Source organism: Paraburkholderia terricola (genome assembly GCF_003330825.1).
GTDB lineage: Bacteria > Pseudomonadota > Gammaproteobacteria > Burkholderiales > Burkholderiaceae > Paraburkholderia > Paraburkholderia terricola.
Genome location: NZ_CP024942.1, coordinates 164,847 through 190,114 on the forward strand (window position 1 = coordinate 164,847; position 25,268 = coordinate 190,114).

Annotated in this window: 24 protein-coding genes and 2 pseudogenes; 9 read left to right on the top strand and 17 right to left on the bottom strand. The window is 61.8% G+C overall.

The window, feature by feature from the left end:
- Positions 1 to 286: 286 nt before the first annotated feature.
- From CUJ90_RS19155 to CUJ90_RS19195, 7 genes and pseudogenes are all read right to left on the bottom strand, one after another.
- Positions 287 to 847 (bottom strand): phosphonate degradation HD-domain oxygenase, encoded by a 561-nt coding sequence (locus CUJ90_RS19155; protein ID WP_114163679.1) that lies wholly within the window; start codon positions 845 to 847, stop codon positions 287 to 289.
- A 323-nt stretch (positions 848 to 1,170) separates the two neighbouring features.
- The gene (gene phnA, locus CUJ90_RS19165; RefSeq protein ID WP_114163681.1) at positions 1,171 to 2,436 is read right to left on the bottom strand and encodes a phosphonoacetate hydrolase; all 1,266 of its coding nucleotides are present in this window, start codon (positions 2,434 to 2,436) and stop codon (positions 1,171 to 1,173) included.
- A gap of 2 nt (positions 2,437 to 2,438) precedes the next feature.
- Positions 2,439 to 2,618 (bottom strand): hypothetical protein, encoded by a 180-nt coding sequence (locus CUJ90_RS19170; protein ID WP_114163682.1) that lies wholly within the window; start codon positions 2,616 to 2,618, stop codon positions 2,439 to 2,441.
- A gap of 43 nt (positions 2,619 to 2,661) precedes the next feature.
- A pseudogene (locus CUJ90_RS19175) lies at positions 2,662 to 3,073 on the bottom strand (hypothetical protein); the annotation flags it as partial.
- A gap of 358 nt (positions 3,074 to 3,431) precedes the next feature.
- Positions 3,432 to 4,187, bottom strand: coding sequence for a DeoR/GlpR family DNA-binding transcription regulator (locus tag CUJ90_RS19180; RefSeq protein ID WP_073432544.1), 756 nt, complete (start codon positions 4,185 to 4,187; stop codon positions 3,432 to 3,434).
- A 1,208-nt stretch (positions 4,188 to 5,395) separates the two neighbouring features.
- On the bottom strand, positions 5,396 to 5,998 hold the full coding sequence (locus CUJ90_RS19190) for an NADPH-dependent F420 reductase (RefSeq protein ID WP_114163683.1): 603 nt from the start codon (positions 5,996 to 5,998) through the stop codon (positions 5,396 to 5,398).
- Between the two features lie 91 nt (positions 5,999 to 6,089).
- Positions 6,090 to 6,824 carry an SDR family NAD(P)-dependent oxidoreductase gene (locus CUJ90_RS19195; RefSeq protein WP_114164660.1) on the bottom strand — a complete coding sequence of 245 codons (735 nt, stop codon included), beginning with the start codon at positions 6,822 to 6,824 and terminating at the stop codon, positions 6,090 to 6,092.
- A 112-nt stretch (positions 6,825 to 6,936) separates the two neighbouring features.
- Here CUJ90_RS19195 and CUJ90_RS19200 point away from each other — a divergent pair, with 112 nt between their 5' ends.
- Complete coding sequence (locus CUJ90_RS19200; RefSeq protein ID WP_073432538.1) at positions 6,937 to 7,299, top strand: winged helix-turn-helix transcriptional regulator; 363 nt, start codon at positions 6,937 to 6,939, stop codon at positions 7,297 to 7,299.
- Between the two features lie 559 nt (positions 7,300 to 7,858).
- Here the strand turns inward: CUJ90_RS19200 and CUJ90_RS19205 are convergent.
- Positions 7,859 to 8,752: a LysR substrate-binding domain-containing protein gene (locus tag CUJ90_RS19205; RefSeq protein ID WP_114163684.1), complete on the bottom strand. Its 894-nt coding sequence runs from the start codon at positions 8,750 to 8,752 to the stop codon at positions 7,859 to 7,861.
- 165 nt (positions 8,753 to 8,917) lie between these two features.
- Between CUJ90_RS19205 and CUJ90_RS19210 the strand changes: the two genes are divergently transcribed.
- Together CUJ90_RS19210 and CUJ90_RS19215 are read left to right on the top strand one after the other, a co-directional pair.
- On the top strand, positions 8,918 to 9,463 hold the full coding sequence (locus tag CUJ90_RS19210) for a sugar ABC transporter (protein ID WP_114163685.1): 546 nt from the start codon (positions 8,918 to 8,920) through the stop codon (positions 9,461 to 9,463).
- Between the two features lie 7 nt (positions 9,464 to 9,470).
- Complete coding sequence (locus CUJ90_RS19215) at positions 9,471 to 9,827, top strand: hypothetical protein (protein ID WP_114163686.1); 357 nt, start codon at positions 9,471 to 9,473, stop codon at positions 9,825 to 9,827.
- On the opposite strand, the gene CUJ90_RS19220 is transcribed toward CUJ90_RS19215, so the two are convergent.
- The 4 genes from CUJ90_RS19220 to tnpA are packed head-to-tail and all read right to left on the bottom strand — an operon-like array spanning position 9,817 to position 12,796.
- Complete coding sequence (locus CUJ90_RS19220) at positions 9,817 to 10,413, bottom strand: plasmid pRiA4b ORF-3 family protein (RefSeq protein ID WP_073430804.1); 597 nt, start codon at positions 10,411 to 10,413, stop codon at positions 9,817 to 9,819. The genes CUJ90_RS19215 and CUJ90_RS19220 overlap by 11 nt on opposite strands.
- 11 nt (positions 10,414 to 10,424) lie before the next feature.
- The gene (gene tnpC, locus CUJ90_RS19225) at positions 10,425 to 11,969 is read right to left on the bottom strand and encodes an IS66 family transposase (protein ID WP_114163687.1); all 1,545 of its coding nucleotides are present in this window, start codon (positions 11,967 to 11,969) and stop codon (positions 10,425 to 10,427) included.
- A 51-nt stretch (positions 11,970 to 12,020) separates the two neighbouring features.
- Positions 12,021 to 12,368 (bottom strand): IS66 family insertion sequence element accessory protein TnpB, encoded by a 348-nt coding sequence (gene tnpB / locus CUJ90_RS19230; RefSeq protein WP_114163688.1) that lies wholly within the window; start codon positions 12,366 to 12,368, stop codon positions 12,021 to 12,023.
- A complete protein-coding gene (gene tnpA, locus CUJ90_RS19235; RefSeq protein ID WP_073430870.1) occupies positions 12,365 to 12,796 on the bottom strand; it encodes an IS66-like element accessory protein TnpA in 432 nt (143 codons plus the stop codon). The genes tnpB and tnpA overlap by 4 nt, the downstream gene beginning before the upstream one ends.
- Positions 12,797 to 12,908: 112 nt before the next feature.
- Between tnpA and CUJ90_RS19240 the strand changes: the two genes are divergently transcribed.
- Positions 12,909 to 13,754 (top strand): MBL fold metallo-hydrolase, encoded by an 846-nt coding sequence (locus CUJ90_RS19240; protein ID WP_073432534.1) that lies wholly within the window; start codon positions 12,909 to 12,911, stop codon positions 13,752 to 13,754.
- Between the two features lie 324 nt (positions 13,755 to 14,078).
- Here the strand turns inward: CUJ90_RS19240 and CUJ90_RS19245 are convergent.
- Positions 14,079 to 14,404: pseudogene (locus CUJ90_RS19245) on the bottom strand (CoA transferase); the annotation flags it as partial.
- A 122-nt stretch (positions 14,405 to 14,526) separates the two neighbouring features.
- Here CUJ90_RS19245 and CUJ90_RS19250 point away from each other — a divergent pair.
- Entirely contained in the window at positions 14,527 to 15,954 is a 1,428-nt protein-coding gene (locus CUJ90_RS19250; RefSeq protein WP_114163689.1) for a cytochrome P450, read from the top strand.
- A 142-nt stretch (positions 15,955 to 16,096) separates the two neighbouring features.
- Complete coding sequence (locus CUJ90_RS32670) at positions 16,097 to 16,555, top strand: hypothetical protein (RefSeq protein WP_161553703.1); 459 nt, start codon at positions 16,097 to 16,099, stop codon at positions 16,553 to 16,555.
- A gap of 186 nt (positions 16,556 to 16,741) precedes the next feature.
- On the opposite strand, the gene CUJ90_RS19260 is transcribed toward CUJ90_RS32670, so the two are convergent.
- Positions 16,742 to 17,125: a hypothetical protein gene (locus CUJ90_RS19260; RefSeq protein WP_114163691.1), complete on the bottom strand. Its 384-nt coding sequence runs from the start codon at positions 17,123 to 17,125 to the stop codon at positions 16,742 to 16,744.
- Between the two features lie 217 nt (positions 17,126 to 17,342).
- Complete coding sequence (locus CUJ90_RS32415; protein WP_152035361.1) at positions 17,343 to 17,618, bottom strand: hypothetical protein; 276 nt, start codon at positions 17,616 to 17,618, stop codon at positions 17,343 to 17,345.
- A gap of 101 nt (positions 17,619 to 17,719) precedes the next feature.
- Here CUJ90_RS32415 and CUJ90_RS19265 point away from each other — a divergent pair, with 101 nt between their 5' ends.
- A complete protein-coding gene (locus CUJ90_RS19265) occupies positions 17,720 to 19,654 on the top strand; it encodes an SMP-30/gluconolactonase/LRE family protein (protein ID WP_114163692.1) in 1,935 nt (644 codons plus the stop codon).
- Between the two features lie 259 nt (positions 19,655 to 19,913).
- Here the strand turns inward: CUJ90_RS19265 and CUJ90_RS19270 are convergent, their stop codons facing one another.
- The gene (locus tag CUJ90_RS19270) at positions 19,914 to 20,693 is read right to left on the bottom strand and encodes a substrate-binding domain-containing protein (RefSeq protein ID WP_114163693.1); all 780 of its coding nucleotides are present in this window, start codon (positions 20,691 to 20,693) and stop codon (positions 19,914 to 19,916) included.
- Between the two features lie 45 nt (positions 20,694 to 20,738).
- Positions 20,739 to 22,037: an MFS transporter gene (gene tcuC, locus CUJ90_RS19275; protein WP_114163694.1), complete on the bottom strand. Its 1,299-nt coding sequence runs from the start codon at positions 22,035 to 22,037 to the stop codon at positions 20,739 to 20,741.
- Between the two features lie 239 nt (positions 22,038 to 22,276).
- Here tcuC and CUJ90_RS19280 point away from each other — a divergent pair, with 239 nt between their 5' ends.
- Positions 22,277 to 22,678, top strand: coding sequence for a DUF2946 domain-containing protein (locus tag CUJ90_RS19280; protein ID WP_114163695.1), 402 nt, complete (start codon positions 22,277 to 22,279; stop codon positions 22,676 to 22,678).
- 82 nt (positions 22,679 to 22,760) lie between these two features.
- Positions 22,761 to 25,211, top strand: coding sequence for a TonB-dependent receptor (locus tag CUJ90_RS19285; RefSeq protein WP_114163696.1), 2,451 nt, complete (start codon positions 22,761 to 22,763; stop codon positions 25,209 to 25,211).
- Positions 25,212 to 25,268 lie beyond the last annotated feature (57 nt).

Below are 25,268 nucleotides of genomic sequence, written 5' to 3' on the forward strand. Positions count from 1 at the left end.
GCAGCAGAGAAATGAGATTATGGAGAACTTCCGTCACGCCGTCAACAGGTTTTTCCAACTTTACTAACCCGTCCGACCTGCCGCAAACCCCCGCCATTGCTGGCTCTCCCGCTTCCCGCGCCCCGCTGTCCGAGGCACGAAAGAGCGAGATTCTAGCGACCCCGAACGGGCCTTGCAAGCGTTATTTTGATGAGCATCAATTGCGCCAGAATTGGCGCAAAGAAAGCACAAACCAGGAGACGAAATCAGTCCGAGTCCGGGAGCAATACAGCGACTCGAAACGGACTCAATCAACCGCCCGATTGCGCATCACTCGCTCGACGAGCTCCAGATAGTGCTCCAAACCGGGCGTCGCGCGGTTTTCTTCTTTTGCGCGATCGTCCCATTGACGCAGACGCAACGCATCTTCCGCGTGAGGCTTTTGCAGGAATGCCGCGACTTCCTCCTTACTGAAGACGCCGCCTTGCAATGCAAGGCTTCGCACCGAATCAGGGGAAAGCTGGCCAAAGTACCCGTCGTCGATTGCGCACAGGCAGCGCTTTGCGTCGACGTGCAAGCGGATCGGCTCCAATACCGCGTCCGGGAGCACAGGCCGCAAGAACGGCAGCGCGAAATACTGATGCAGATCGTCGATACCACGCTGCGTCGGCGTGTCGCCTTGCAGATTCAGAAGATGCCCGGCGTCGTGCAAGAAGGCGGCGGCGACGAGTTCATCATCAGCGTCCGCCTCCTCCGCCAATGCGCCACTCTGCAACGCGTGTTCGAGTTGCGTCACCGGCTCGCCGCTATATGCGAGATTGCCGTATTGCTCGAACAACGATCGGATGTCGTTCAGACTCAATGCCACCGATTACTCCCACGCGAATGAAAAAGTCTTCAGATTGGGACAACCTTTCGTCGCGTACTGAACGACTTCCTTTTAGCCGAACCCGGCACTTCGATACAGCCGAACCGCATTGGCTCGACCCAATAGCCCGGCACCTCCCACGCGTTGGCCATTCCCACGCGCAGTTCACTGATGAAGCGCGTAGTGACGTCCTCCCGTTCGCACACACGCTGGACGACGAGCCGAACGACGCTCCGTTTGCCGATACGAATGTCGTCACCGAACGCTCGCCTTAAGCCGCGGCACTGAAGCCCGAACTGCCGCGTCGTCCCGCGACACCGCATTCACGACGCCTGCAGATGATTCAACGCGACGTCGAAGATATCGAAGTTGCGCAGCCGTTTGCCACCCGCGGCAGACGGCAGGACCTCGACGCGCCGATTGAACAACAACGGCACGATCTGCTCCGAAATACCGCCGTGCGAGCGCAACGGCACGGTCAGTCCGGAAAGATCATGCTCATCGCGCCGCGTGCCGAGCACCACATGTCTGGCGCTGACAACGACGATATCGCCGACGCGGTCGCTCGGCAGCTCGAAGCGTTCGCACGCGGCGCGCTTATCGAGCACGACATCGACGCCCGGCAAGCCGCCGATCCGTTCGATCACCTGCGCGACACCAGCATCGCGCGGCAGATAGATCGTCGCGAATGAACCGAGCGCGCCGTGATGCACCACGTAGGGATCGGTGATCGGCAAGATCACGCGCGCCCTTTTCACGCCGAGCCAATCGTCCAGCACGTCCTGCAGATAGATCACATTCGGCTCGCCGGTTTGCGGATCGTGCTTGGCGTTCATGCCGTGGTCGGCGGTGAGGCCGATTATCCAGCCGAGCGCGTCGAGCTTCGCGAGATAGCCGTCCATCATCGAGTAGAACGCGTTTGCGCCTTGCGTGCCCGGCGCGCATTTGTGCTGGATGTAATCGGTGGTGGACAGGTACATCAGATCGAGCTTGCGCGTTTCGGCCAGCCGCACGCCGGCGGCGAACACGAACTCGGACAAAGCCGCGCTATACACATCCGGCAACGGCAAACCGACCAGATCGAGCACCTCGCCGATGCGGTTTTTCTCGCGCGTCACCTTGTCGGCTTTTTCCGCCGAGAAGCAGATGCCCTTCAGTTGCCAGCCGAGCAGCCGGCACAGCTTGTCTTTCGCGGTGACCACGGCGACCGTCGCGCCCGCTTCGGCCGCAGCCGCGAGCAAGGTGCCGGCGCGCAGATACGCGGGGTCGTTCATCATCACTTCCGCACCCTCGCCGCCGCTCGCGTCCGGGTCCCAGAAGTAATTGCCGCAGATGCCATGCACCGACGGCGGCACGCCGCACACGATCGACAGGTTGTTCGGGTTCGTGAACGACGGAATCACACAGTCGCCCTTGAAAGCCGCCCCGCCCTCGAGCATCTTGCCGATGAACGGCGCCACGCCCGCCGCGGCAGCCGCTTCGAGGTAATCGAATTCGCAGCCATCGACGCACACCACGACGGTCGGTTGCGAGGGTAGGCGGTAGCCGCGCCCGTTGACTTCGATCGTACGTTCGCCTGCATTCGCCATCGTTACCGTCCCTGCGTGTCGAGCACGCGTGCAGTTACCACTTCGTAGTCAAGCTGTTTCAACACGGTCAATCGTGCGACGTCCGCCACGTCCAACGGTCCAGCCGGTTCGCGCGCGTCACGGGCGCGCCGCACGCCGCTATTCACACGCGTCTGCATTCGCACGGCGCGCAGGTTGGTCATTGTGCGATGGTCGGCGCGCCGTCATGACACACAACACGAAACATCAGAAGTTGCCTGTCAGTTCACCCCGACGACGCAGCACGCGAGCCGCGATCAGCAGCAGCGAGGCCGGCGAGACCAGCAGCAGAATCAACGACAAAGCCGAAGCCGAAGCCGAAGCCGAAGCCGAAGCCGAAGCCGAAGCCGAAGCCGAAGCCGAAGCCGGCAGATAATAGCCGCGCTCCACTTGCCCGACGACGAGGACCGGCACCGTCGCGAAACCCGGCGGGTACACCGTGAGCGTAGCGCCGGGTTCGCCGAGCGACAACGCGAAGCCGAGCGTGAGGCTCGCGGATCGCCGGCACGAGTTGCGGCAGCACGACGAGCCGCAGCACCATCGAACGCGGCGCACCGAGGCTTGCCGCCGCTTCGCGCGGAATCGTCAACACAGGTCGCGGGGCGGCCGCGCCATGCCGCGTGAGCGTGGCTGTCGCGCCTCGGTCCGCGTGGTGGAGATGCGCGATTGCGGGAAGCTTGCCGCTTCTCTTCAGCCTGGCTTGCAGTCTGCTTGCGATCTTCGCGCTGCCTGCCATGTCTGAACGGGCAGAAGAATCACAGCTTTGGATGACAAGTCCATGACCGTCGCATCGGATTGAACAAAGCGACACAACTCGCCAATCACATGCAAATCACGCGCAAATCGAATTTTCCGGTCGAGCGGGGCGACGAACCTTGATCCGCCGACGGAAGCTCATATAACAACCGCGCCCTCGTGAAGCCCGGGACTCTAGCCAAGCAAAATGAAACAGCGCAAACGGCCCGGCCGCTCGAAGCTCAGGCGATCACGATTTCCGGCCCGTGCGCCGCGATCGCCTTGCCGAGCGTTTTTTCCGGCGCGAGTTCGGTCACGAGATAACGCGCCGATTCGATCCCGTTGATGCGCACCGGCGTCACACGTCCGAACTTCGAATGGTCGGCGACGATCACCACCGTATCGGCGGCGGCGATCATGCGGCTGCGCACTTCGGCGGCCATGCGGCTGTAGTCGGTCAGAAAGCCATCCGGCGAGATGCCGCCTGCGCCGATGAACGCGAAATCCGCGTGGTACTGGGTGAGTTGATGGACGGTGTCGAGCCCGAAGGTGGCGTCTTCGATATCCGACAGTTCGCCGCCGAGCAACGTGATGCGGTTGTCGTTGCGGCGGCCCAGCAGCAGCGCGATGCGCCAGTCGTTCGTGTACACCGACAGACGATGCCGGTCGAGCAGCGCCCGCGCCACCGCTTGCGTGGTGCTGCCCGAATCGATGATCAGCGATGCGCCATCGGGCACGAACTCGGCCGCGCGCTCGCCGATCGCACGCTTCGCGCCGGCGTTGGCGGCTTCGCGCGTGTCGAGGTCGGGCTCGCGCCGGTCGCTCGACAGCGCGCCGCCATGCGTGGTGACCAGCAGACCGCGCCCGGCGAGCGCGTTCAGATCACGGCGGATCGTTTCACGCGACACGTTCAGTTCGCGCACGAGTTCAGCGACCGAGAGCGCGCCGGTTTTGGCGACTTGCGCGAGGATGTATTGGTGACGTTGTTCTGCGAGCATTGACGGCTTTTCCTTCATCATCCGAGAGAGGCTGGTCACGCGGGGCATTTCTTCATCAAAGGCCCTTCAGATAAGGGCTTTTTGTATCGACCGTTTGCGCACCAAGAAACAGCTACGGTCGTCGTCTGCAAGTTGCTAAACGCTAGGCATTGGCATAACTCTTTTTCGCTCGTTAGCCGAAAACCTACACCGACCACGCGATTTGATGCCAAGGCTGCCAAACAGCTAAAACCTGGTACTTACATGAGCTTCGACGCGTTCCCGGGCCTTCGTCTGGAAGCGACCGCATCGCGGCGCAGTTGGACCTACCGATTCAAATCGCCCGTCGACGGCCGGATGCGTCAGCAGAAGCTGCGAGAGTGGCCAGCAATGTCGTACGCTGCCGCGATAGTCGAATGTCGAATGTCGAATGGCAAGACATTCGGCAGCGCCGCGACGCTAAGGAAGACCCTGTTCTCACACTCAAGGCATCCAATCGGACTGTGGCGGCTTCGACGCCGGAATCATACACGGTGCGAAAACTGTGTGACGACTTCGTCATCCGCCAGCGTTAAGCCTTGGGCACTAGGCGACATAACGGGTCGGACGTCGAGCGAGATCGTCGCCGATCTCGCGCCGGGAGCGAAGGTCGTCAAGGCGTTCAACACCGTTCCAGTGCCCCTGGGTCTCGGATTTCTCGCCGTCAAAGCGGAAGACCGCGTTCTTCGTGTCCGGGGACGACGCCGGCGCCAAAAAAGCGGTGAGCGACCTAATTGAGGAGATCGGTTTCTACAGTCTCGATCTAGGTTCCCTCGCAGAGGGCGGCCGACTCCAGTAAGCCGGCGGACCACTCGTGGGGGTCAATCCTACGTTCAGTGAACGGTTCCGTCCTTCCTATGATCGACTGACCAGGGAGGACGTGGCGCTTCACAATGACCTGTCGTTATTCTCTTTGTGACCGTCGCAACGATCACACCGGCTGGCGCAACGACGCTGGCAACGGTTTCCGGCGCTCATTTCGGCTATCGGCGCTCGTTGCCCCATATGCAGGTATAGCGATTGCCTTGGGATCGATGGCCGCAACCGCCGCAGCGGGGTTGGCGGCCTGGTGCTGCTTCGGCCGGCATTGCTACCAGGTGTTAAGGCAAGCGAGACCGACGCCACCGTTGTTGCTGCATTCTGGAAGCCTCGTTGTAGCAACCGATCGCACCGAAAGTTGCGATCACGATTCATCCGTCGAACTTGACCAAGTCCTTAAAGATCAGTTGACCCCAGCTATTTCCACGCGCCTGCACAAGCAGTCCACCGTCCGAAAGCCCGCCAAGTTTGATCGGCGAGAAACCGAGATTTTCCGCAAGCGTACCAATCTCCGCTGCGGCGCCGTCATCGTCGCTCGCCAGGAACACGACTCTCCTGCCGCCATGTACGGCCGGATCCTGGTCAAGGACAGCCGCGCCCAAATGGTTGAAGCCCTTAACCAGTCTACCGCCAGTGAAGGCCTGTGCGACGACCCTGGAAGAAGGTTGTCCGCCCAGTTCCTCAGGGGGCACGCCGTAGGCATTGGTCACATCGACGATAGTCTTCCCCTGCCAGGTGGACAGCGCGTTCGCGACATCCTGGTGCGACTCGAAACGGACAGCCAGAAAGACGATGTCCGCCTTGACCGCTTCCGCCAGTTTTTTGGGAACGATCCCGGGTCCGATCGCGGCCGCAGCGGACGCAAAGTTTTCCGGGTCGCGAGTGGTTGCAACGGATACTTCGATGCCGCTTCGGGCAAACGCCCTGGCAAGAGCCTGGCCGATCTTGCCGAAGCCGATAATTGCGTAGCTCATATATTTTCCTTCGGTTTACCACGCCCTGCGGGCTCCAAATATCGAATGGAGTGACCGGCCGGGCGTGGCGGTTCAGAGTTGCGGTAGCGCATCAGAGCTGCGCAAGGCCGCCGTCAACCGCGACCTCGCTAGCGGTCATGAAGCTGCTGTCCGGCGATGCGAGAAAGGCGGCCACCGCTGCGATCTCCGCCGGATCGGCCATGCGCTGAAGCGGAGTCATCGAGGCGAAGACCTTCTGGCCCTCCTCGCCTAGCGCTTCCTTCGCGAGTTCGGTCGCCGTCGCCCCGGGCGACAGCACGTTGACCCGGATGCCGGTGCCCTTCAGGTCCTCCGCCCAGCTCCGCGCGAGGTTGCGCACTGCCGCCTTGCTCGCGCTGTAGGCGCTCATTGACGGGGCACCCGTGGTGCCGGCGCTCGATCCGGTCAGGATGATCGAACCGTCCTGGCCCATCAGCGGCAGCGCCTTCTGGACCGTGAAGATCGTGCCCTTCACATTGGTGTCGAAGGTTTCGTCGATGTGCTCGGCGGTGATCTCGCCGAGCCGAAGCTGGCTTCCCGCCCCGGCATTGGCGAAGACGATGTCGAGGGTTCCGCGCTCGGCCTTCACCGCCGCGTAGAGTCGGTCGAGGTCGGCCAGATCGGAGACCGAGCCCTTCATCGCGCGGGCATTGGGCCCGAGGTCGGCCACAGCGGCGTCGAGCGCTTCCTGCCGGCGGCCGAAGATGAAGACGAAGGCGCCCTCCTCGATGAAACGCTTTGCCGCCGCGCGGCCGATGCCGGTAGCGCCACCGGTGATCACGGCGGTCTTTCCATTCAGTCTGGTCATGATATGCATCCTTCCTCGGAGTTGTACGGAAGCAGGAAACTGCTTACTTGAGGGAAGTATGCTGTTCTGGTAACTTGAGGACAAGTATGCACTTTTTGGTAAGTATCAAAACATGACGACGCCCTCTCAAATCTGCGATACCGGCTGCGGACTCAACGCCACGCTCCGCATCATCTCGGGCAAGTGGAAACCGCTGATCCTGTTTTTTCTGCGCGACGGCCCGAAGCGCTACGGCGAGCTCAAGCGCTTGACCCAGGGCGTCAGCGACAAGGTGCTGATCCAGCAATTGAAAGATCTGGAGGCCGATCGCGTGGTAGCGCGGACCGACTACAAGGAAGTGCCGCCGCGTGTGGACTACGCGCTGACCCCGCTCGGTCGCAGCCTGGCCGACGCGATCGTCCCGCTGTGCACTTGGGGAACCGAGAACGCAGCGGAAATGGCAAGCATCTTCGCCGAGCGCGACGCGTTGTCCTAGCGGGATGCTGAAGAACCGCCGGGTCGGACGATGCGAGGCGAAAGCATTTCGATTACATGTGGGCCGGTCTGTGCAGATCTCCCCGTCAATCCAGTGACGGTGGCCGATGTCTCACCTTGAATGACTTCAATCTCCTGCTGTGTATCCGTCCAATCCTCATTCATCCAATCGTAGTCGCCGTTGCTCGGCACCATGATCATTGCTGCGTCGAAATCCAGCGTAAGCGACCCGAGTGCGATGGAAGATATAGAGGCGTTTGATTTGCGCTAGAAGAAGTTGTCTGCAACCCACTGTCGACAATTTAGGCAACACTGTCGAACGGTTCTTTGTGGCCGAACCTTGTCCATTGTCTTCCAGCGCTCGTGGTTTTTCACGCCGCGCGCTACCCGGCAGTCCGTGCCCGACACGGACTGCCCGTCGACCCGGTGCCACATCTACGACGGCTTTCAAGGTACAACGGCCGTTCTTCGACTCGCGACGGTCAGTTCGAAGCGAGGCGACCACCCGGCGATGGCAACTCTGCAGGATGGCTATCTTGTGATGAACGTCAGGCGCTGCTTTAAGCCGCCAAGCCCCGGGCTTCGTGAAGAATCCATTTCGCAAATGCCTGTAGTGGCTCCTCACCCAACTCGATCGGCTCTGGAAGAACGAGGCAGAAGTTTTTGGTAATCGCTTTGCCGTCAGGCCAAGGCGCGACCAAACGGCCTTGTTCAAGCTCTGCCCCGATGTAAAGACGCGGCACCAACGCGACACCCAGGCCAGCCACCGCCGCCTCTATCAACATCGAATGGAGATCGTAACGTGCGCCAACCGCCGAATTGGTCAGCACGATGCCGGCCTCTTGTGCATAAAGCTGCCACGCGTCCGGATTTTGCCGCCTGTGAAGGCGTGGCAGCTCGTCGAGCGACAGGTTCGCAGCGGCGTCCGCGAGGAGCGCCGGACTACAGACGGGCACAAGCACCTCCTCCAGCAGGTGATGTAGATGCATACCCGCCCATGCTGGATGCCCAAAATGGATTGCTGCATCGAAACCGCTACCCGCAAGAATGAAGGGCTCCATCCGCTCGGCGATATGCACGGTGATGTTCGGATGCATATTCTGAAAGCGTTTCAGCCGAGGGATAAGCCAACGGGTGGCGAAGGTCGGAATGGCGGCGATATCAATGCTCGCGCCCTCGATGGGCTGCCCCATCAGATATAGGCTGTCCCGTTCCAGTCGATCCAGAACCTCGCGAACCTGCAACGCGTATCGCGCGCCGTTGGGCGCAAGCCTCACCCGATTTCCAACGCGCTCGAACAGCACAGCACCCAAAAACGCCTCCAGGCGGCCGATCTGACGACTGATGGCGCCCTCCGTCAGCGCCAATTCCTCGGCCGCGCGGGCGAAGCTGCCGTGTCGAGCCGCGGCCTCAAAAGCCAGGAGCGCGGAATTGCTTGGAATCTTACGTCGCATCGAAAGTCTCGCCGGTTGGAATGCGTTTGACCAGCTTGAGAAAACATCACTGAAGGCTGACTTTATATCGCTATATACGCGGAAAACATCAGATTAGCATTACGTTACTGCAATGAACATGGATCGTTTGCTGCATCATGACCAGCCGTCACGAAGGATAATCCGATGATCTACACCGTGGAATGCAGCTTCGCCGATGCCAACAGCGAAGCCGAATGGAATGACTTCTACAGCCTTGAAAAGCTGCCCGCCCTCATCTCGGTTACTGGCTTTCACACATCGCAGCGCTTCAAGTCGTTAAGCGACGGTTGCCCGGTCTACCTCGCCGTCCACACGATTGACGGTCTCGATGTTCTGACGGGAGAGGAATATCGCCAGAAAGGCGGTGGCAATTTTGCGAGGTGGCAGCAACACATCACCGACTGGCATAGAAATCTTTACAGCGATATCGGCCTCGCGCCGGCGGTCAATGCTGACGAACTCCTCGTGCTTTGCGCAGGCGGCCCCGAACCTCTGATCCAGATGGGCCTCACACCGTTGGCCATGCGAGCAGTCGCGCTGGAGAAGTTTCCGGACCGCCGTTGGCTCGCAAGACTGCCTCGGCGAAACGCTCAACTTGTCGAGAGCATGTCGGAAGGCGTTCACCTCTACTCGCCGATGACGGAACAACTGATACGCTCCTGCACCGTTTCGACCGGACAGGAAAAATAGGTCCGCGATGCCCAATGTCACTTTCTATATTCCTACCGGGCAAATGCCGTCTGATGAGAGGCTTGCCGAACTTTCCAGCGACTGCATCGTACTCTGTACGAGTGTCCTTGAAGCGGCGCTCGAAAACGTTCATGTCGTCTATGTCGACGTTCGGCATGGGCACGGACATCCCGTCTTCGCGGAAATCCAATATCGCCTTGAGACGTTTCGCACGCCTTCGGTGATGAACCAGTTCATGGAAGCCCTGGACGATGCCATTGCGCACCGCACGGGTTTCACGGCGCGCATCCGTTGTTTTGGGTATGCCGCATCGAACCTTCACGGTAAGCGTCAATCTGAGGCCGTCTTGACGATCAGAACTTGACCTCTGAGAGCCGCTGATTCGCGAGCACGAGATCGAAGGCGGCGGGATCGAAGCTGCCGCCACACCACTCGAGGAAGTGGTCGTGCTCCTCGTGCGTCGGATCGGTGATCGCTTCGAGGAAGTCGGCATATCCTGGCACTCCACCGACGTCTTCCGGCGGACACGCATTCTGCCCGTCCAGGCACAGCGGCCGGCTCATGTCTGGATCAGGCACCAGCGCCTTCTCGACCTTGATCCGATGCTGCCAGTTGTCACCGTAGTCGTAGATATAGGTGAATGATTTCAGCCCGCCCAGCGCCTTCGCCAGCGTGACCCGTGCTTCATTGAGCATCGGTGGATTGCTCTGGAATCCGAAGTCATCAGGTTCACCATAGTTGGTTTCGCCGAAGACGAACTCGTGCAGGTGCCCGCCTTCCCAGCCCATGGCCAGTTGCAGCACGACATGCAGCTTGTCCAGCCGGATCGAGCCGGGAACGATGATTCGTCGCCAGATCGCCGGCTTAATGTACTTCAGCTCAGCGCGCAGTACGTAATCGGGCACTGGCGCCTTGACCAGGCGCACGGCAGGTTTGCGGGGTTGGACCATCGGCTTGATTGTCAGGCGGCTTGCTGCTCGATGTGTGCAGCCGGCATCAGGCGCCACGGCAGCAACTCGTCGATGCGGTTGATGGGATGATCGGCGATGCGCTCAAACACCGTGCGCAGGTAGGCAAACGGCTCGATGCTGTTCAGGCGCGCCGTACCGATCAGGCTATAGATCACCGCCGCGCTTTGGCCACCGCCGTCGGAGCCTGCGAACAGATAATTGCGCCTGCCGAGAACCAGCGGCCTGATCGCGCGCTCCGCCGTATTGTTGTCCACCTCGACGCGCCCGTCTTCACAATAGCGTATGAGTGCATGCCAGTGTCCCAGCGAGTATCTGATCGCCTTCGCCAGCCCCGATTTCGTCGATACCTGTGACAGCGTGTGTTCGAACCAGGCCTTCAGTTCAGCGAGCAATGGGGCCGAGCGCAGCTGACGCGCAGACAGGCGCACGTCCGGCGTCTGGCCGCGAACCTCGCGTTCAACGGCATACAGCGCCCCAATGCGGCGCAGTGCTTCCTCGGCAATTGGTGAGCTGTCCAGCTTGTACAGGTCGTAGAACTTGCGCCGCGCATGCGCCCAGCACCCGGCCTCGATGACCGTGCCGTCACGATATAGCGCGTCATACCCGCTGAAGGCATCTGCCTGCAGGATTCCCGTGTAGCCCGCCAGATGTTCCCGAGGTCGTTCACCTTTGCGGTCGGGTGAGTACCTGTACCAGACCGCTGGCGGCGCGCGGCTCCCTGCCGGGCGGTCATCGCGCACATAGGTCCACAGGCGCGCCGTGCGTGTCTTGCCACGCCCCGGCTCCAGCACCGGCACGGGCGTGTCGTCGGTATGGATCTTGTCTGCGGCGCGCACGTAACCACCGAGCGCATCGGACAGCGGTTGCAGCAGCGCAGCCGCTTCACGAATCCACGATGCCAGTGTTGCCCGGTCCAGTTCGATGCCCGCGCGGCGATAGATGCCGGCCTGCCGGTACAGCGGCATATGGTCAGCGTACTTCGCGACGACGACCTGCGCGAGCAGCCCGGCACCCGCCATCGAGCGCGCTATCGGTCGCGAAGGTGCAGGCTCCTGCACCACTGCAGCACAGCGCGGGCAGCTCAGCTTCGGACGTACGTGACGCAGTACCTTGAAGTAGCCGGGCACATAGTCGAGCACCTCCGAGACGTCTTCGCCGAGCGCACGCATCTGTTTGCCGCATTCCGGGCATCCGCAGTTTGACGGCGCATGAACAACCGTATCGCGAGGTAAATGGGCAGGGAAGTGCCGCGGTTTGCGGCGCAGTGGAATAAGGTTCGTGGTGGCCGACGTATCCGCAGTCGCGTCGGCATCAGGCGCCTTCGCCGGTGCTGCCATATCTGGTTCAGGAACAGGCAGCTCACCGAGCGCGAGCTGCAGCTGGTCCATCAGTTCTGTCATGCGCTCAGATGAGCGGCCATACTGCCATCGCTTCAGTCGCGAGATCTCGGCCAGCAACTGCGCGATGGTCTCGTCGCGCGAGGCGACGATGCGCTTGAGAGCGGCGATGTCATCGGGCAGATGATTGGCTGGCATGCATGCCAGTGTAAATGAAGCCCACGCGCTTGTGCGTTCCCGCACCCGGCGTTACGCGGCGTGCGTCGGCTGCCACGTCCGCTCTGGATGCCGCCAGTCAATCCCCTCGAGCAGCATCGACAGTTGGGCGGCTGACAGATGGACTGTTCCCGAGTCCGCCTGCGGCCACACGAAACGTCCACGCTCGAGTCGCTTCGCGTACAGGTTCATGCCGTCACCGCTCCACCATAAAATCTTGATGAGGTCACCGCGACGCCCACGAAACAGGAAGATGTGCCCCGAGAAGGGATCACGTCCGAGTGCTGACTGCACCAGCGCGGCAAGTCCATCCATGCCACGGCGCATATCGGTAACGCCCGCTGCCAGCCATACGCGGGTACCGCCTGGCGGCGTAATCATGCTGGCATCAGGCAGCGCAGCACGAGGCGCAGCTGCACGGGGTCGACCATGCCCGTGACGCGTACACGGGCACCGTTCAGTTCGATCTCGATGCCCGACGCTGCCGGTACGCTCTCGCGATGTGGCTCGACAGGCTGTAGAGCGAGCGACGCCGGGTCTGCGGCATCGCCGGTCGGTGCATCAGGTAGCGCTACGGGCAGCAACACCGCTGCGCTGTGCGCCACCCCTTCAAACAGGCCCGCCCGCAGTTGCCGGCGCCACTTGAACACCATATTCGGATTCAGTCCGTGCGCCTGCGCGAGCTTGGCCACCGAAATACCCGGCTCGCACGCCGCGACGGCAACTTGCCGCCGGTACTCTGGTGTGTAGTTCGGTCGGCCCTTGCGGTTCGATGATCGCGCATTCCGTGTGTCCAAAGTAGTCCCCATCACTTGAAGTAACGGACATCACTTTGGACACCGGCTTCAGCTCTGTCCATGCGGCCACGAAATGACGCTTACCCTTCACGCCCGAAACTAAAAAGTCTTCCGGAGAAGAACTGTGTCCACCTTTGCCTTTCCAAGTCAGCGAGCCGGGGATTTCACGATCACCGCAATCAGCGACGGCTACCTTACCGCTAGTCTGGACTTCCTCTCGAACATCGCCCCGTCCGAGGCATCAAGAATGCAAAGTGATGCAGGGCAGAAGGAGCCTTCCGCCGTACATATCAACTGCTATGTAGTACGCGGAGCGGGCCGCACGATTCTCATCGACGGTGGGGCGGGAGGCATCAAGCAATGGGGCGGCCGCCTGAGAACCCATTTATCGCTTGCTGGCGTCGAACCATCCGAGATCGACACGATCCTGCTCACACACGCCCATCCCGACCATGTCGGCGGGCTAGTGGACACAGCCGGACAAATTACCTTTCCGAATGCGGAGCTTGTTGCTCATCAGCAAGAGGTCGCATTCTGGCAGGATGACGGAAACCTAAGTCGTGCCAGCGAGCGTGCCCGCGGTAACTTCCTGATAGCGCGTCGAGTATTCGACGGCTACCGCGACAAGCTTCGCACTTTCGATGACGGAGAAGTGCTTCCCGGTATCAGAGCGATGCCGCTACCGGGACACACCGATGGACACTCCGGATATCTTGTCGAATCCCCTGATCAGGGCCTGCTTGTTTGGGGAGACATTGTTCATTTCCCGCACATCCAGATTGAACGGCCGGACGTATCGATCGCATTCGATCAGGACCCTTCCCTGGCAGCCGCCACACGATCACGGCTTCTGGACCTGGTCAGTTCGGAGGGACTTTTGATCGCAGGTATGCATTTCGGGGAACTCGGCTTCGCGCGAATCAAGCGAACGAGCGGGAGCTACGGTCTGCGTTACGAGACCGAAGCATGAGGCCGCGCACAGAAGTGACTATGTCTGATACCACTCCGGCACTACGCACCGGAGCAACGACGAACAGTGCGATGCCGTGACAACAGCCGTGGCCGCTCCGTGTTTAGCTTCGTGTTTATTAAGGGACGTTCTCACTGCACTAACTGAGCGGCCGCTTCGGTTGACGAAGGAGCGTTTGTCTTTGTCAAGCGGATGGCCGGTTACGGGGTGAAGCCGACGCTTGAACGTCCGAGGGACGACCCATGCGAACGGCGGCTCCAGGCCGTTCCCTGCCTGCTGGCGGTCGGCGATCAACGGCAGCAATGCGCCGCGCACCGCGCCACCCGCACCGAACCCGGCAGGTCCGCCATGCATTTCGACCAGGGCGGCGAAACGCTCCCACGGGTCGTCCACCTGTGCGGCGATCACGAGGTCGCCATCCGCGGCGCGGAACACGCCATAGAGCGTCGACGTAGGCATGTCGTGACCGGTCTGCTCAGGGACGATGCCTTGCATCGTGTAGCACTGCACCGCGTATTCGTGCATCGACACCAGCGTGTCGTAGAGAGCCATGTCGATGTGCTGGCCGCGACGCTCTTCACACGACCGAGCAACTCGGCGTTGATCGCGGCCACGGCGTGAATACCCGTGTACATATCGCCGAGCATCAGGCCGCACGCGCTCACCGCCATTGCCCCCCCAACCGCGCGCAGGATGATCTATCCTGAATGACTGACGGTCAGCGCCGGTTGCCGGCCATCCAATCAAGGAACCGCAAAACAAGAGGTATCTGATGGATACAGTGTCAAGTTCCCGCGTCCGGTGCAGGCAGGTTTCCGATCTTCCGTGCCCGAAGGGTCTGCCTTTTGTCGGCAACCTTCATCAGCTATCGCCGACCCGCCTTCATCTCGTGCTCGAACAATGGGCCCAGGAACTCGGCTCGCCTTTCAGGTTTCAGATCTGCCGGATGCCTGTGACAGTGTGGACCGATCCGGAGCTGTGCCAGGCCATCATGCGCGAACGTCCGCACCGGTATCGCCGTTATGCATCGATCGAGCCGGTGTTGGAGGAAATCGGCACCAACGGACTGTTTTCTGCCGAGGGCGCAGCGTGGGCGCCTCAACGGAAACTGATCATGCAATCGTTGTCCATCCCGAATATCAAGGCCTTTTACCCCGGTCTCAAGGCCACCACGGAGAGGCTTTACCGACGTTGGCAAAGCGCCGCGGCGCACGGCAAGGTCGTCGAGATGACTGACGATCTGAAGCGGTACACGGTGGATGTCACCAGTGCTCTTGCTTTTGGCGAGGACCCGCGAACCCTGGAACAGGACCGGGGTGTCATACAGGAACATCTCGCGCTTATCTTTCCGATGCTGATGAATCGCATCAACGCGCCTTTTCCGTACTGGCGGTATGTCAAGCTCCCTCGGGACCGCCAACTCGACCGCTCCCTGGTCGAAGTTCACCGATATGTGCGCAGCATGATGAGCCGGGCGCGTGAACGGATGCGCGACGAACCGTCGGAGTCGCCACGTCATCTCCTCGAAGCGATGCTGGCCATGCGCGACACGCCCGGCTCCGGCGTCACCGACGACCAGGTCGCCGCCAATGTTCTGACACTCCTGCTGGCGGGCGAAGACACGACGGCAAATTCGATAGCGTGGGCTTTGCTATACATTGCCGCAGATCCGGCCTTGCAACGGAGGCTCTTCGACTCAGCGCGCGGTGTGCTCGGCTCGGAATCCGTTTGCCCGGACTTCACGTCGTTGAAGCAACTGGATCTGTTCGAGGCTGTCTGCACGGAGACTGGACGGCTGCGCCCTGTCGCGGCGGTGAACTCGTTCGAGCCATTGGAGGATGTATGTCTCGCCGACATCATGCTGCCGGCTGGCACGAAGATGTTTTTCCTGAATCGGCCCGCGACACTCGACGAGAAAAATTTCTCGAATCCGTTGCAATTCGACCCTGATCGCTGGCTGCATGACGGGAGCCGCCCGCGTACAGCGCACGACCCGCGCGCGTACCTGCAATTCGGCGCGGGGCCGCGTGTGTGTCCGGGACGTTACCTGGCTGCGGTCGAAATGCGCCTGGTGCTGTCGATGCTGATGGCGAATTTCTCGATTCAGATGGCTGTCGATCCAGGTACGATCCGGGAGGTCACTGCCTTCACGATGGTTCCGAGTGCCATGCCGGTGCGTCTGACCGCACGGACCGCCTAGATTTTTCGCCCCGCGCATCCGATCGATCCGGTTCTGGTGCGCGCACGAGCGCAAGTGCGTGTAAATTCGAATCCAGTGGCCTTCGACCCGCCACGGCGTCTTCCAATCGGTCGCCATCGGAGTGAGTCTTACAGGAGCCGATATGAACACGAAGCACAACAAAAAAGAACATCTGGAAGCCGCGGCGTCACATCACGAGAAGGCGGCACGATATCACCGCGAGGCGTCGCGGCATTTCGAGGCCGGTAAAGACTATGCCCACGCCGCACACCAGGCGATGATGGCCTACGGCCACACCTTGTACGCGATCGATCAGGCACACGAGGCCGGTGCACACAGCGCCACTACGCCGCCGATAACGCCTGCATCGACCGGCTCTGACAAAAACAATGAAATTGCGGCAAAACAGCACGCAACGGCAGCAGAGCTTCACGACCAGGCGGCACTGCATATGCGTCATGCCGTGAAGCTCTTCGATCAGAACCGTAGCGCAGTCGCCCACGACGCGCAGCTAGCGCTCTCGCTTGCACTGCGTGCCTTGTCCCATGGCAACGAAGCAGCCCGACTATTTGTGAAACTCGCTGCCGTCGAAGCTTCATGAGTGATGTGTCTGGCCGAGTGTTTCAGCGTTGAGCGGTTCCATTGGTGTCGCTTATTGAGCGTACCGAAGGCTGAACCGCTACCTTCACGGCACCCGCGCCGGACAGCACGAGGTTGTCGGCGGATCTACGGTCGCGACAGCCGTAAAGATCCGCGCACGGCTGAATCCAGCGTTCACTCACTCGGGCTAGGCCTTTCGGTCCAGCCAGTCTGCCGCAATGGACTTCGCATGAGCGACGGCCTCCTGCGCGTCAAGGAACACACCGAGCTGTTCCCAATTCTCCTCGGTCGCGTAAGTCCCCTTCATACCGAGTGCTCTTTGTATGCGCAACTGCGCCGAGTACCTGCCGTCCTCCAGTGGTCGAGCAGTTGCAATCACTTTGTGCGGAAGACCAGATCTCTCCGGTTGAACCAACTCAACAGGACCGCCCGGCACGGCAATGTCCTTCAACTCGTTTCTCACCTTGCAGTCTGGGCAATAGAAGCACCACCCCTCGTTCTCATGAATGGAGCCGACCTGCCCGCGGGCCAGCACAGCGCGACATTCAACGTTTTCGCAGATGAACGGCATAGCAGTCTCCTGAGTTGTTTGCGAGAAATCCTAGCATGACCGCCATCGCCCAACCATCGGCATTGTTGCCGTGCCTGTTCTGCGCGCTCGAGGTTGAACGTCACCCTTATTCACTCCCCAAGGAAAACCCTCAGCCGCGGGTCGGCTTGATCGCGGTACGCGGCCACAACGTCGCCATGATCGGGTCATCGGTCGGAGCTGAGCCGCCCGGTCGCGATCACGATCGCCCTCCACGCGTTTGACTGCCCTGTTCCAGCATGGCGCTCTTCGCTGCAAGTGCAACGTAAGCAACCGGGGTTAAAGACTGTTTCGCGCTGCTCTCAGTGGCAGGGCTGCTCATCTCAACCGGATGGCATCCGCTGTGGTCGCTGATAACGACGGCCTGCGCCCAGGCATATTGGCAGACGCACTCGACGGCGGTGGCAGATAGCGGCGGCGCATAACCCATGCGGCGAGCTTGTAAAGGCGCGATGAGTTGCATATGTTCATACATGAGTCACCTGTCTGTGCGACCGTGCAAGCGCTCGCGGGGTCTCGCCCATTCCTCGGAGTCGATCCAAGTGAATGATCGCCACCTTTCGGAGAGCATCGGCCATGGTCGAGAAGAATCGGATTCGTGCTGTGTTCCTCGCCCTGGCGATCGCCGCGTTTGCACCGGCCTGTCAGGCGCAAAACACCACCGACTGGCTGGCGAACACCTATGGCACCCTCGCCGGCCACGTGGGCAACACTGCGCGTGCCATGTGGGTCGCGCCCGAAGGGGTGATCTATACGGCCTCCATGTGGGACGAGTACGAGGGCGGCGTCGCCATCTACCAGAACGGCCGCGCCGCCGGCTCGATCGGGACTCACGGTGAGTTTCAGGGCAGCGCCATTACCGGAAACGCCGCTTCGATTTTCGCGGCGCTGCAGTACAGCAGCGCCTACGGAAGCGGCGCGGTGGGACGCTACAACCGCACCACCAGGAGCCGCGATCTTTTGATTCAGGTCAGTGCGTTGAGCAACCAGCCTCGGGTCGATGTCGTCACCGGACTCGCCACCGCCGGCTCGCTGCTCTATGCGAGCGACTTCTTTGGCAATCGCGTCCGGGTCTTCACCACCGACGGTGTGTGGAAGCGCGACATCAACGTCGCGAGTCCGGGCGCGCTCGCCCTGGATGGCGCGGGCAACGTCTGGGTTGCACAGAAGAAGACGGGCACGATCGTCGAGTTCAGTCCAACCGGCGCCCTGCTGAATACCATCCAGATGCCTGTCGACTCGCAGCCATCGGCGCTCTATTCCGATGCCTCAACGGGGCAACTCATGGTCGGCGACGAGGGCCCTGACATGAATATCAAGCGCTACAAGCTCTCGGGCACGCCCACACTAGCCGGTACATTCGGCATTCAGGGCGGTTATCTCGACACCACGACGGGAATCAAAGGCCAGGTCGGCGCGAAGCGCTTCACCCGCGTCACGGGCATCGGCAAGGACACCGCCGGCAACCTCTACGTGCTCAACAACCCGTGGGGAGGAAGCTGGGACCTCGGCCGCGACGGCGGCACCGACATTCACGCGTATGGCACCGCCGGCAACTTGCAGTGGACGCTTCAGTCCCTGAACTTCGAGGGCGTCGCCGCGCCGGACCCGGCCACCGATGGCGCGTTGTTCTATGGCGGCACCAGCATTCACGCCGGCACCGCAGGAGGCACCTTCGTCGCGAATACCGTCGATCCGTTCGCCTATCCGTCGGACCCGCGCGTCAACTTCAACGATCGCGCACGGGATGAGCACTTCGGTCAACTTGCCAGCGTGGGCGGCAACCGGATTCTCGTGGTGTCCAGCCAGAATCCCGATACGTTCTACTTCTTCCACTTCAACGCTGCGAATGGCTACATCGCGATACCGGACGCCACCCTTCCCGGTACGGCGTTCAATACGACCGCACCGGTCAGAAACGGATTCTGCATCGACAGCAAGGGGGGCGTGTGGGCCGGTCTGGACAGGACCGGTTATATCTACCACTATCCCTTGACCCGCTTCGACGCCAGCGGCAAGCCAGCATGGGGGTCCGGTATCCCGGTCCGCATTCCCGCCAGCATCCAGCCGTTGACGCGCATCATCTACCTGGCGGACAGCGACACCATGATTCTCGGACAGGGCATCGTGGGCAGCACGGACTGGACGTCGATCGGCACGCGGATCGAGGTGTATCACGGCTGGAGCGCGGGCAACACCACCGCGCCGAACCCGGTGATCAACCTCGCTAACGCCGGCGCCAAGTCGATTGCCGCGGCCGGCAACCATCTCTTCGTCGGCTACTGGTTCGGCGGCAGCGGGCCGGCCAGGCCGAACATCGACGCCTTTAACCTCGCTACCGGCAACCTCGACGCCACACTGATCAACACCAGTAGCAGTACCGTGGACGCCAGCAGCGCCCTCGATTCGATGTACGGCGTGAGGGCCTATCTTCGATCGACGGGCGAGTACGTAGTCACGAAGAACAACGTCAAGGGTTCCAGCATCACCGTTTATCGCTGGACGCCGTGATCGTGCGCTCAGTCCGGTCCATGAGAGAGGCCCCGGCGCGGATTGGCACTTGTGCTGAGCAGAGCGGGTACGAATCGGATTTTCTACACCGTCGTGGAACCGCGCAATAGAACTTCCGCTTCGAGCGAATGAAGCGCTCAAGACCGAGGACTTTTGCCGGGTCCGTTCTCGTCTGAAGGACGCCTTGAGCCTGGCGCATCAGCCAGAAGAACCCTTCGATCAGCCCGCCGACCTGCCGGGTTGAATCGTTGCCTGGGTCTCAATGCGTGGCGACGGAATCGAGCCCGGTCGATGTCACCTCCGGCTGCACGGCGGGCGACGCCAGATAGTCCAGCAGCGCTTTCGCCTCCTTCGGATGCTGCGCGCCGACCGGTACGCCCGCGGCAAAGCGCGTGACGGACTGCATCGACTCCGGAATCTTGCCGACGTACGCCGCGCCCTTCACCGGCAGCAGCTCGCTCACCTGCTGAAAGCCCACTTCGTAGTCGCCGGTCGCAACCACGGACGCCACCGGAATCTTCGGGATCATCTTCGCCCTGGTTTTCACCTGTTCCTCGATGCCGAGCCGCTTGAACAACTCGCGCTCGACATAGACGCCGCTCGCGCTATCCGAGTACGCGATCGACCGGGCATGCAGCAAGGTTTGCCTGAGCGCCGCCTCGGACGCGATGTCGGGCTTCGGCGCGCCGTCGCGCACGACCATGCCGATGCGCGAATCCGCGAGTTCGACGCGCGAATCGGGAATCACCCTGCCCTGCTTGATCAGGTCGTCGAGTGCATAGCCGACCATGATCACCACGTCGGCAGGCTCGCCGCGCTGAAGACGGTTCGGAATGGCCTCCGGCGACTTGCCCATCGACGGGCCGAGCGCGGTATCGAGCGTGTTGCCGGTCGACGCCGCGAACTTCGGGCCGAGCAGCTTGTAGGCGGCGGTAAAGCCGCCCGAGGTCATCACGTGCAGATCGGCGGCCTGCACATTCGCCGCGACGGCGCTGCCGAGCAGCGCCGCGGTGCAGAGTTTCAGAAGGATGGATTTCATGGTCGAAGGAATGTCAGTCTGAAATTCGAGGCGCGCAGCGATGCTTCAGGAAGCGGCAGGCAGCGGAACGGGACGGCGCCGATACAGTGCCAGCGTGGCACCGAGCCCGCACACCGCGGCGAAACTCATCCAGTAGCCGGGCGCGGCCTTGTCGCCCGTCGTGTGGATGAGCGCGGTGGAGATGACGGGCGTGAACCCGCCGAAGACCGCCGTCGCGAGGCTGTAGGCCAGCGAGAATCCCGCGACACGCACTTCGACCGGCATCACTTCGGTGAGCGCGACGATCATCGCGCCGTTGTACATGCCGTACATGAACGAGAGCCAGAGCAGCACGAGCAGCATGTTGACGAAGCTCGGCGCGTGAGCCAGCAGCGATAGCGCGGGGTAGGCGGTCGCAATCGCCAGGACCGTCATGCCGAGAAGGAGCGGACGGCGTCCGATCCGGTCCGACAACGCGCCACCGATCGGCAGCCAGATGAAGTTGGAGATCCCCACGCACAGCGTGACGAGCAGGCTGTCGGCGGTGCTCAGATGCAGGACCGTCTTGCCGAAGGTCGGCGCATACACCGTGATCAGATAGAAGCTCGTGGTGGTCATCGCGACCAGCAGCATGCCGGCGATCACGACATTCCAGTGCTGCACGAGCGTGGCGAAAACCTCCTTCATGCCCGGGCGATGCTGGCGCTGCCTGAATTCCCGCGTTTCCTCGAGATTGCGCCGAAGAATGAAGATGAAAGGCACGATCATGCAGCCGACGAAGAACGGCACGCGCCAGCCCCACGCGGCGATCGCCGCCGTGTCCAGCCACTGGTTGAGCGCGAAGCCGAGTGCCGCTGCCACCACGATCGCCACTTGCTGGCTGGCGGATTGCCAGCTCGTGAAGAACCCCTTGCGGCCGGGCGTCGCCATCTCGGCGAGATAGACCGACACGCCGCCCAGCTCCGCACCCGCCGAGAAGCCTTGCAGCAGACGGCCGATCAGCACCAGGGCCGGCGCAACGAGTCCGATCGTTGCATAGCCGGGCACGAACGCGATCAGGATGGTGCCGCTCGCCATGATCGACAGCGTGAGGATCAGGCCCTTGCGACGGCCGACATCGTCGATATACGCGCCGAGGATGATCGCGCCGAGGGGCCGCATCAGGAAGCCCGCGCCGAAAACCGCGAAGGTCATCATCAGCGAAGCGAACTCGCTCCCCGCCGGGAAAAAGACCGCGGCAATCTGCGTGGCATAGAAGCCGAACAGGAAGAAATCGAACTGCTCCAGGAAGTTGCCCGCCGTCACGCGAAGTACGGCGGAGGCCTTCGATTGCCCGGGGGCCAGGGGGGTTGAGGGGGAATGCATCGAGACGTCTCCAGAAATTTTGAGCTTGCGGTGCTCGGCGGATTGTTGTTTGTCCAATACTCGCCCGAACGCCGCGAAACGATAAGTGCTATTTTTGGAACGATTGATGTGTGCTGGTTATCAGTGGCGGCGAGGCGATGCACGAGATCCTGTCCGCCGATCGGCCCGCATGACGAGGATCGCGCGGCAAAATCCGGCCCGGCGATGCTAGAATCGCCGGCGTCTTTATCCTCTCCATCATGACTTCACGCTCCCGCCACCACCTGACCGCATGGCTTGGCCTGATCGCCATGTGGCTCGTCGTGTTCGCGCCGGTCGTGAGTCAGATGCTGGCGTCGAGCCGTGTGCATGAGCCCATTGCGGCGCTCTGTTCGGCGCTTCAGCCGCGCGGGCCGAGCGAGGCGAGCGCGATCGCTCAGGCCGGCCCCGCGCCGGTCAGTCTCAGCCACGCCGACGCCTTCGGCGCGTGCGGCTACTGCCATCTGCTCGAACATCACGTCGCGATGCCGGTTGTTGCCGCCGTCGATCTGCCGGCGCCGCTCGCGCTTGCCGGCACCGCGCCGCCCACCCTCTCCACCCGTTTCACGCCGCTCGGCGCGTTTCCGTCCGGACGTCCCCGAGACCCGCCTGTCGTTTCCTGATCGCCGTTGTTCCTGATTGCGTATTCGTCGCGTCCGTCGAGGGTGCGCGCGATCGCCTGTTCAATGCATCGAGGAAACGTTCATGTTCAAACTCGTTCTGCGAAGGCTGTGCCTTCGCGCTCGCCGTTGCGTGCCCGCGCGGCGTTCGCCGCGGTCTAGGCCCGCACACTTTTCGGCGCATCCTTTGGTTCAGTTGCCCGCTTGCCTGGCGCGGTGTTGGCCCGCTGGCGCGACCGTCTATCTACCCGGCTGTTTATCCGCCTTCGTTCCGGCGTTGGTGCCGGCATTCATCCCGTCGCCGGCTCATGCGGAGAACGCAATCGCGGACGCCACGCTGCCGGCAGTCAGCGTCAGCGCGAATGCGGCCGGCACGCCGCGCGCCGTGGACCCGAATCTGCCCGCCTCCGTCGAGACGGTGACCCGCGAACAGTTCGACAACTGGAACGTCGTCAACACCGAGGACGTGCTGAAGTACATGCCGAACCTTGCGGTGCGCAAGCGCTTCATCGGCGACCTGAATGCGATCATCGCCGTGCGCGGCACGAGCAACACGCAGAGCGCGCGCGGTCTCGTCTATGCGGACGGTCTGCTGCTCAGCAATCTGCTCGGCAGCAGCTTTTCGTTTCCGCCGCGCTGGTCGATGGTATCGCCCGACGAGATCCAGCAGGTCGACGTGATCTACGGGCCGTTTTCCGCGCTGTATCCGGGCAATTCGCTCGGCGCCACGGTGCTCATCAGCACGCGGATGCCGAAAAAATTCGAAGCCGACGCGGACCTCAAAGCCTTCACCCAGCACTTCAGCCTGTTCGGCGTGAATCAGAACTTCAACGGCAGCGAAGCGAGTGCGTCGATCGGCGACCGGATCGGCAAGTTCTCGTATCGGCTCGGCGTGAACCACCTGGACAACACCAGCCAGCCGCTGCAATTCACCACGCTCGCCAAATCGACCACGCCCGCGAAAGCCGGCGATACCCCGGTGAGCGGCGCGCACTTCTACAACAACCAGACCAATACGCCGACCGCGGTGCTCGGCGTGAACGGCGAAGGCATCGAGCACACCGTGCAGGACCAGTTCAGGCTGAAGATGCAATACGACTTCACGCCGACGCTGCAAGCCGGCTTCACGCTCGGCTACTGGCATCAAACGTATAACAGCGCGACGTCGAGTTTCCTGCGCGACGCGAACGGCAACCCCGTGTACAGCGGCAAGGTTGCGATCGACGGCTACGAATACACGATTCCCGCCGCCGCGTTCGCCCCGAGCCTCGGCCATAGCGAGAACTGGCTCTACGGCGTGTCGCTGAAAACGCGCAACGCCACGGGCTGGAACGGCGAAGCGATCGCTTCCTACTACGACATCGGCAACAGCGTGGCGCGCACCGCGAGCTCGGGTGCGCCGGGCAACGGCCCCGGCACGATGATGCTCGGCGACGGCACGGGCTGGAAAACGCTCGATCTGCGCACCACTTACACGCCTGCGCTGACCCAAGCCGGGCTCGCGAATCACGCGCTGAGTTTCGGCTATCACTACGACAACTACTTCCTCGACAACCAGAGCTACAACACGCTCAACTGGCGCGACGGCGCGGCCACGTCGTTTGCCAATGCATTCGCGGGCAAGACGCAAACCCAGGCGCTCTACGCGCAGGACGCCTGGCGTTTTCTGCCGCGCTGGAAGCTCGTGTACGGCGTGCGGTATGAAGACTGGCAAGCCTATGGCGGTTCTCAGGCATTGCCCGGCAAAAGGCTTGCATACGGCGATGCAAGCCAGCAGCATTTCTCGCCGAAAGCGTCGCTCTCGTTCGATGTTAGCGACGACCTGAGCTTGCGCGCTTCCATCGGCCGCGCTTATCGGTTTCCGACTGTCAGCGAGTTGTTCCAGGGGCAAATCAACGGCGCCTCGATCGTCAATAACAACCCGAACCTGAAGCCCGAAGACGATCTTTCGAAAGAACTGAGCGCCGAATGGGCGCACTGGAATGGCGTATTCCGCTTCTCGCTGTTTCAGGACGACGTGAAGAACACGATCTTCAGTCAGACCGATACGACCGTGATTCCCAGCGTGACGAACTTCCAGAACATCGGCAAGGTGCGCTCGCGCGGCGTGGAAACCAGCTACTCGGGAGAGGACGTGTTCGTGCGCGGCCTCGATCTGCTGGCGAGCGTGGCCTATACGCAATCGAAGATCATCGCCAACGCGCAAAATCCGGCCACGGTCGGCAAGTACTTCTATCGCATTCCGCTGTGGCGCGTGAATCTCGCGGCGACTTATCACATCGACGAACGTGCGGCGCTCACGCTCGCCGCGCGCTATTCGGGCCGCCAGTACAACACGCTCACCAATACCGACACGAATCCCGACGTGTTCGGCGGCACGAGTTCGTACACGGTGGCCGATGCGAAGTTCACCTTCAAGCCGACGAAGCTGAGTGAAATCGGCATCGGCGTCGACAACCTGTTCGACGCCCGCTACTTCGTTTATCACCCGTATCCGGGCCGCACGTTCTACGTCGAGGCGAAGCTGCGCATGTGAACGCGATGCGCTGCCACGCGTAGGCGCCGGGCGCGAACCGATTGACCCATTTTTCGT

Excerpts from the sequence above, each read along its gene's own strand:
- CUJ90_RS32415 (WP_152035361.1), bottom strand. The coding sequence starts at position 17,618 with ATGTATGAACATATGCAACTCATCGCGCCTTTACAAGCTCGCCGCATG.
- CUJ90_RS19260 (WP_114163691.1), bottom strand. The coding sequence starts at position 17,125 with ATGCCGTTCATCTGCGAAAACGTTGAATGTCGCGCTGTGCTGGCCCGC.
- CUJ90_RS19215 (WP_114163686.1), top strand. The coding sequence starts at position 9,471 with ATGCCCAATGTCACTTTCTATATTCCTACCGGGCAAATGCCGTCTGAT.
- CUJ90_RS19280 (WP_114163695.1), top strand. The coding sequence starts at position 22,277 with ATGACTTCACGCTCCCGCCACCACCTGACCGCATGGCTTGGCCTGATC.
- phnA (WP_114163681.1), bottom strand. The coding sequence starts at position 2,436 with ATGGCGAATGCAGGCGAACGTACGATCGAAGTCAACGGGCGCGGCTAC.
- CUJ90_RS19180 (WP_073432544.1), bottom strand. The coding sequence starts at position 4,187 with ATGCTCGCAGAACAACGTCACCAATACATCCTCGCGCAAGTCGCCAAA.
- CUJ90_RS19210 (WP_114163685.1), top strand. The coding sequence starts at position 8,918 with ATGATCTACACCGTGGAATGCAGCTTCGCCGATGCCAACAGCGAAGCC.
- CUJ90_RS19220 (WP_073430804.1), bottom strand. The coding sequence starts at position 10,413 with ATGGTCCAACCCCGCAAACCTGCCGTGCGCCTGGTCAAGGCGCCAGTG.
- CUJ90_RS19250 (WP_114163689.1), top strand. The coding sequence starts at position 14,527 with ATGGATACAGTGTCAAGTTCCCGCGTCCGGTGCAGGCAGGTTTCCGAT.
- CUJ90_RS19195 (WP_114164660.1), bottom strand. The coding sequence starts at position 6,824 with ATGACCAGACTGAATGGAAAGACCGCCGTGATCACCGGTGGCGCTACC.
- CUJ90_RS19265 (WP_114163692.1), top strand. The coding sequence starts at position 17,720 with ATGGTCGAGAAGAATCGGATTCGTGCTGTGTTCCTCGCCCTGGCGATC.
- CUJ90_RS32670 (WP_161553703.1), top strand. The coding sequence starts at position 16,097 with ATGAACACGAAGCACAACAAAAAAGAACATCTGGAAGCCGCGGCGTCA.
- CUJ90_RS19270 (WP_114163693.1), bottom strand. The coding sequence starts at position 20,693 with ATGAAATCCATCCTTCTGAAACTCTGCACCGCGGCGCTGCTCGGCAGC.
- CUJ90_RS19190 (WP_114163683.1), bottom strand. The coding sequence starts at position 5,998 with ATGAGCTACGCAATTATCGGCTTCGGCAAGATCGGCCAGGCTCTTGCC.
- CUJ90_RS19170 (WP_114163682.1), bottom strand. The coding sequence starts at position 2,618 with ATGACCAACCTGCGCGCCGTGCGAATGCAGACGCGTGTGAATAGCGGC.
- CUJ90_RS19205 (WP_114163684.1), bottom strand. The coding sequence starts at position 8,752 with ATGCGACGTAAGATTCCAAGCAATTCCGCGCTCCTGGCTTTTGAGGCC.
- tnpC (WP_114163687.1), bottom strand. The coding sequence starts at position 11,969 with ATGCCAGCCAATCATCTGCCCGATGACATCGCCGCTCTCAAGCGCATC.
- tcuC (WP_114163694.1), bottom strand. The coding sequence starts at position 22,037 with ATGCATTCCCCCTCAACCCCCCTGGCCCCCGGGCAATCGAAGGCCTCC.
- tnpB (WP_114163688.1), bottom strand. The coding sequence starts at position 12,368 with ATGATTACGCCGCCAGGCGGTACCCGCGTATGGCTGGCAGCGGGCGTT.
- CUJ90_RS19200 (WP_073432538.1), top strand. The coding sequence starts at position 6,937 with ATGACGACGCCCTCTCAAATCTGCGATACCGGCTGCGGACTCAACGCC.
- tnpA (WP_073430870.1), bottom strand. The coding sequence starts at position 12,796 with ATGGGGACTACTTTGGACACACGGAATGCGCGATCATCGAACCGCAAG.
- CUJ90_RS19285 (WP_114163696.1), top strand. The coding sequence starts at position 22,761 with ATGTTCAAACTCGTTCTGCGAAGGCTGTGCCTTCGCGCTCGCCGTTGC.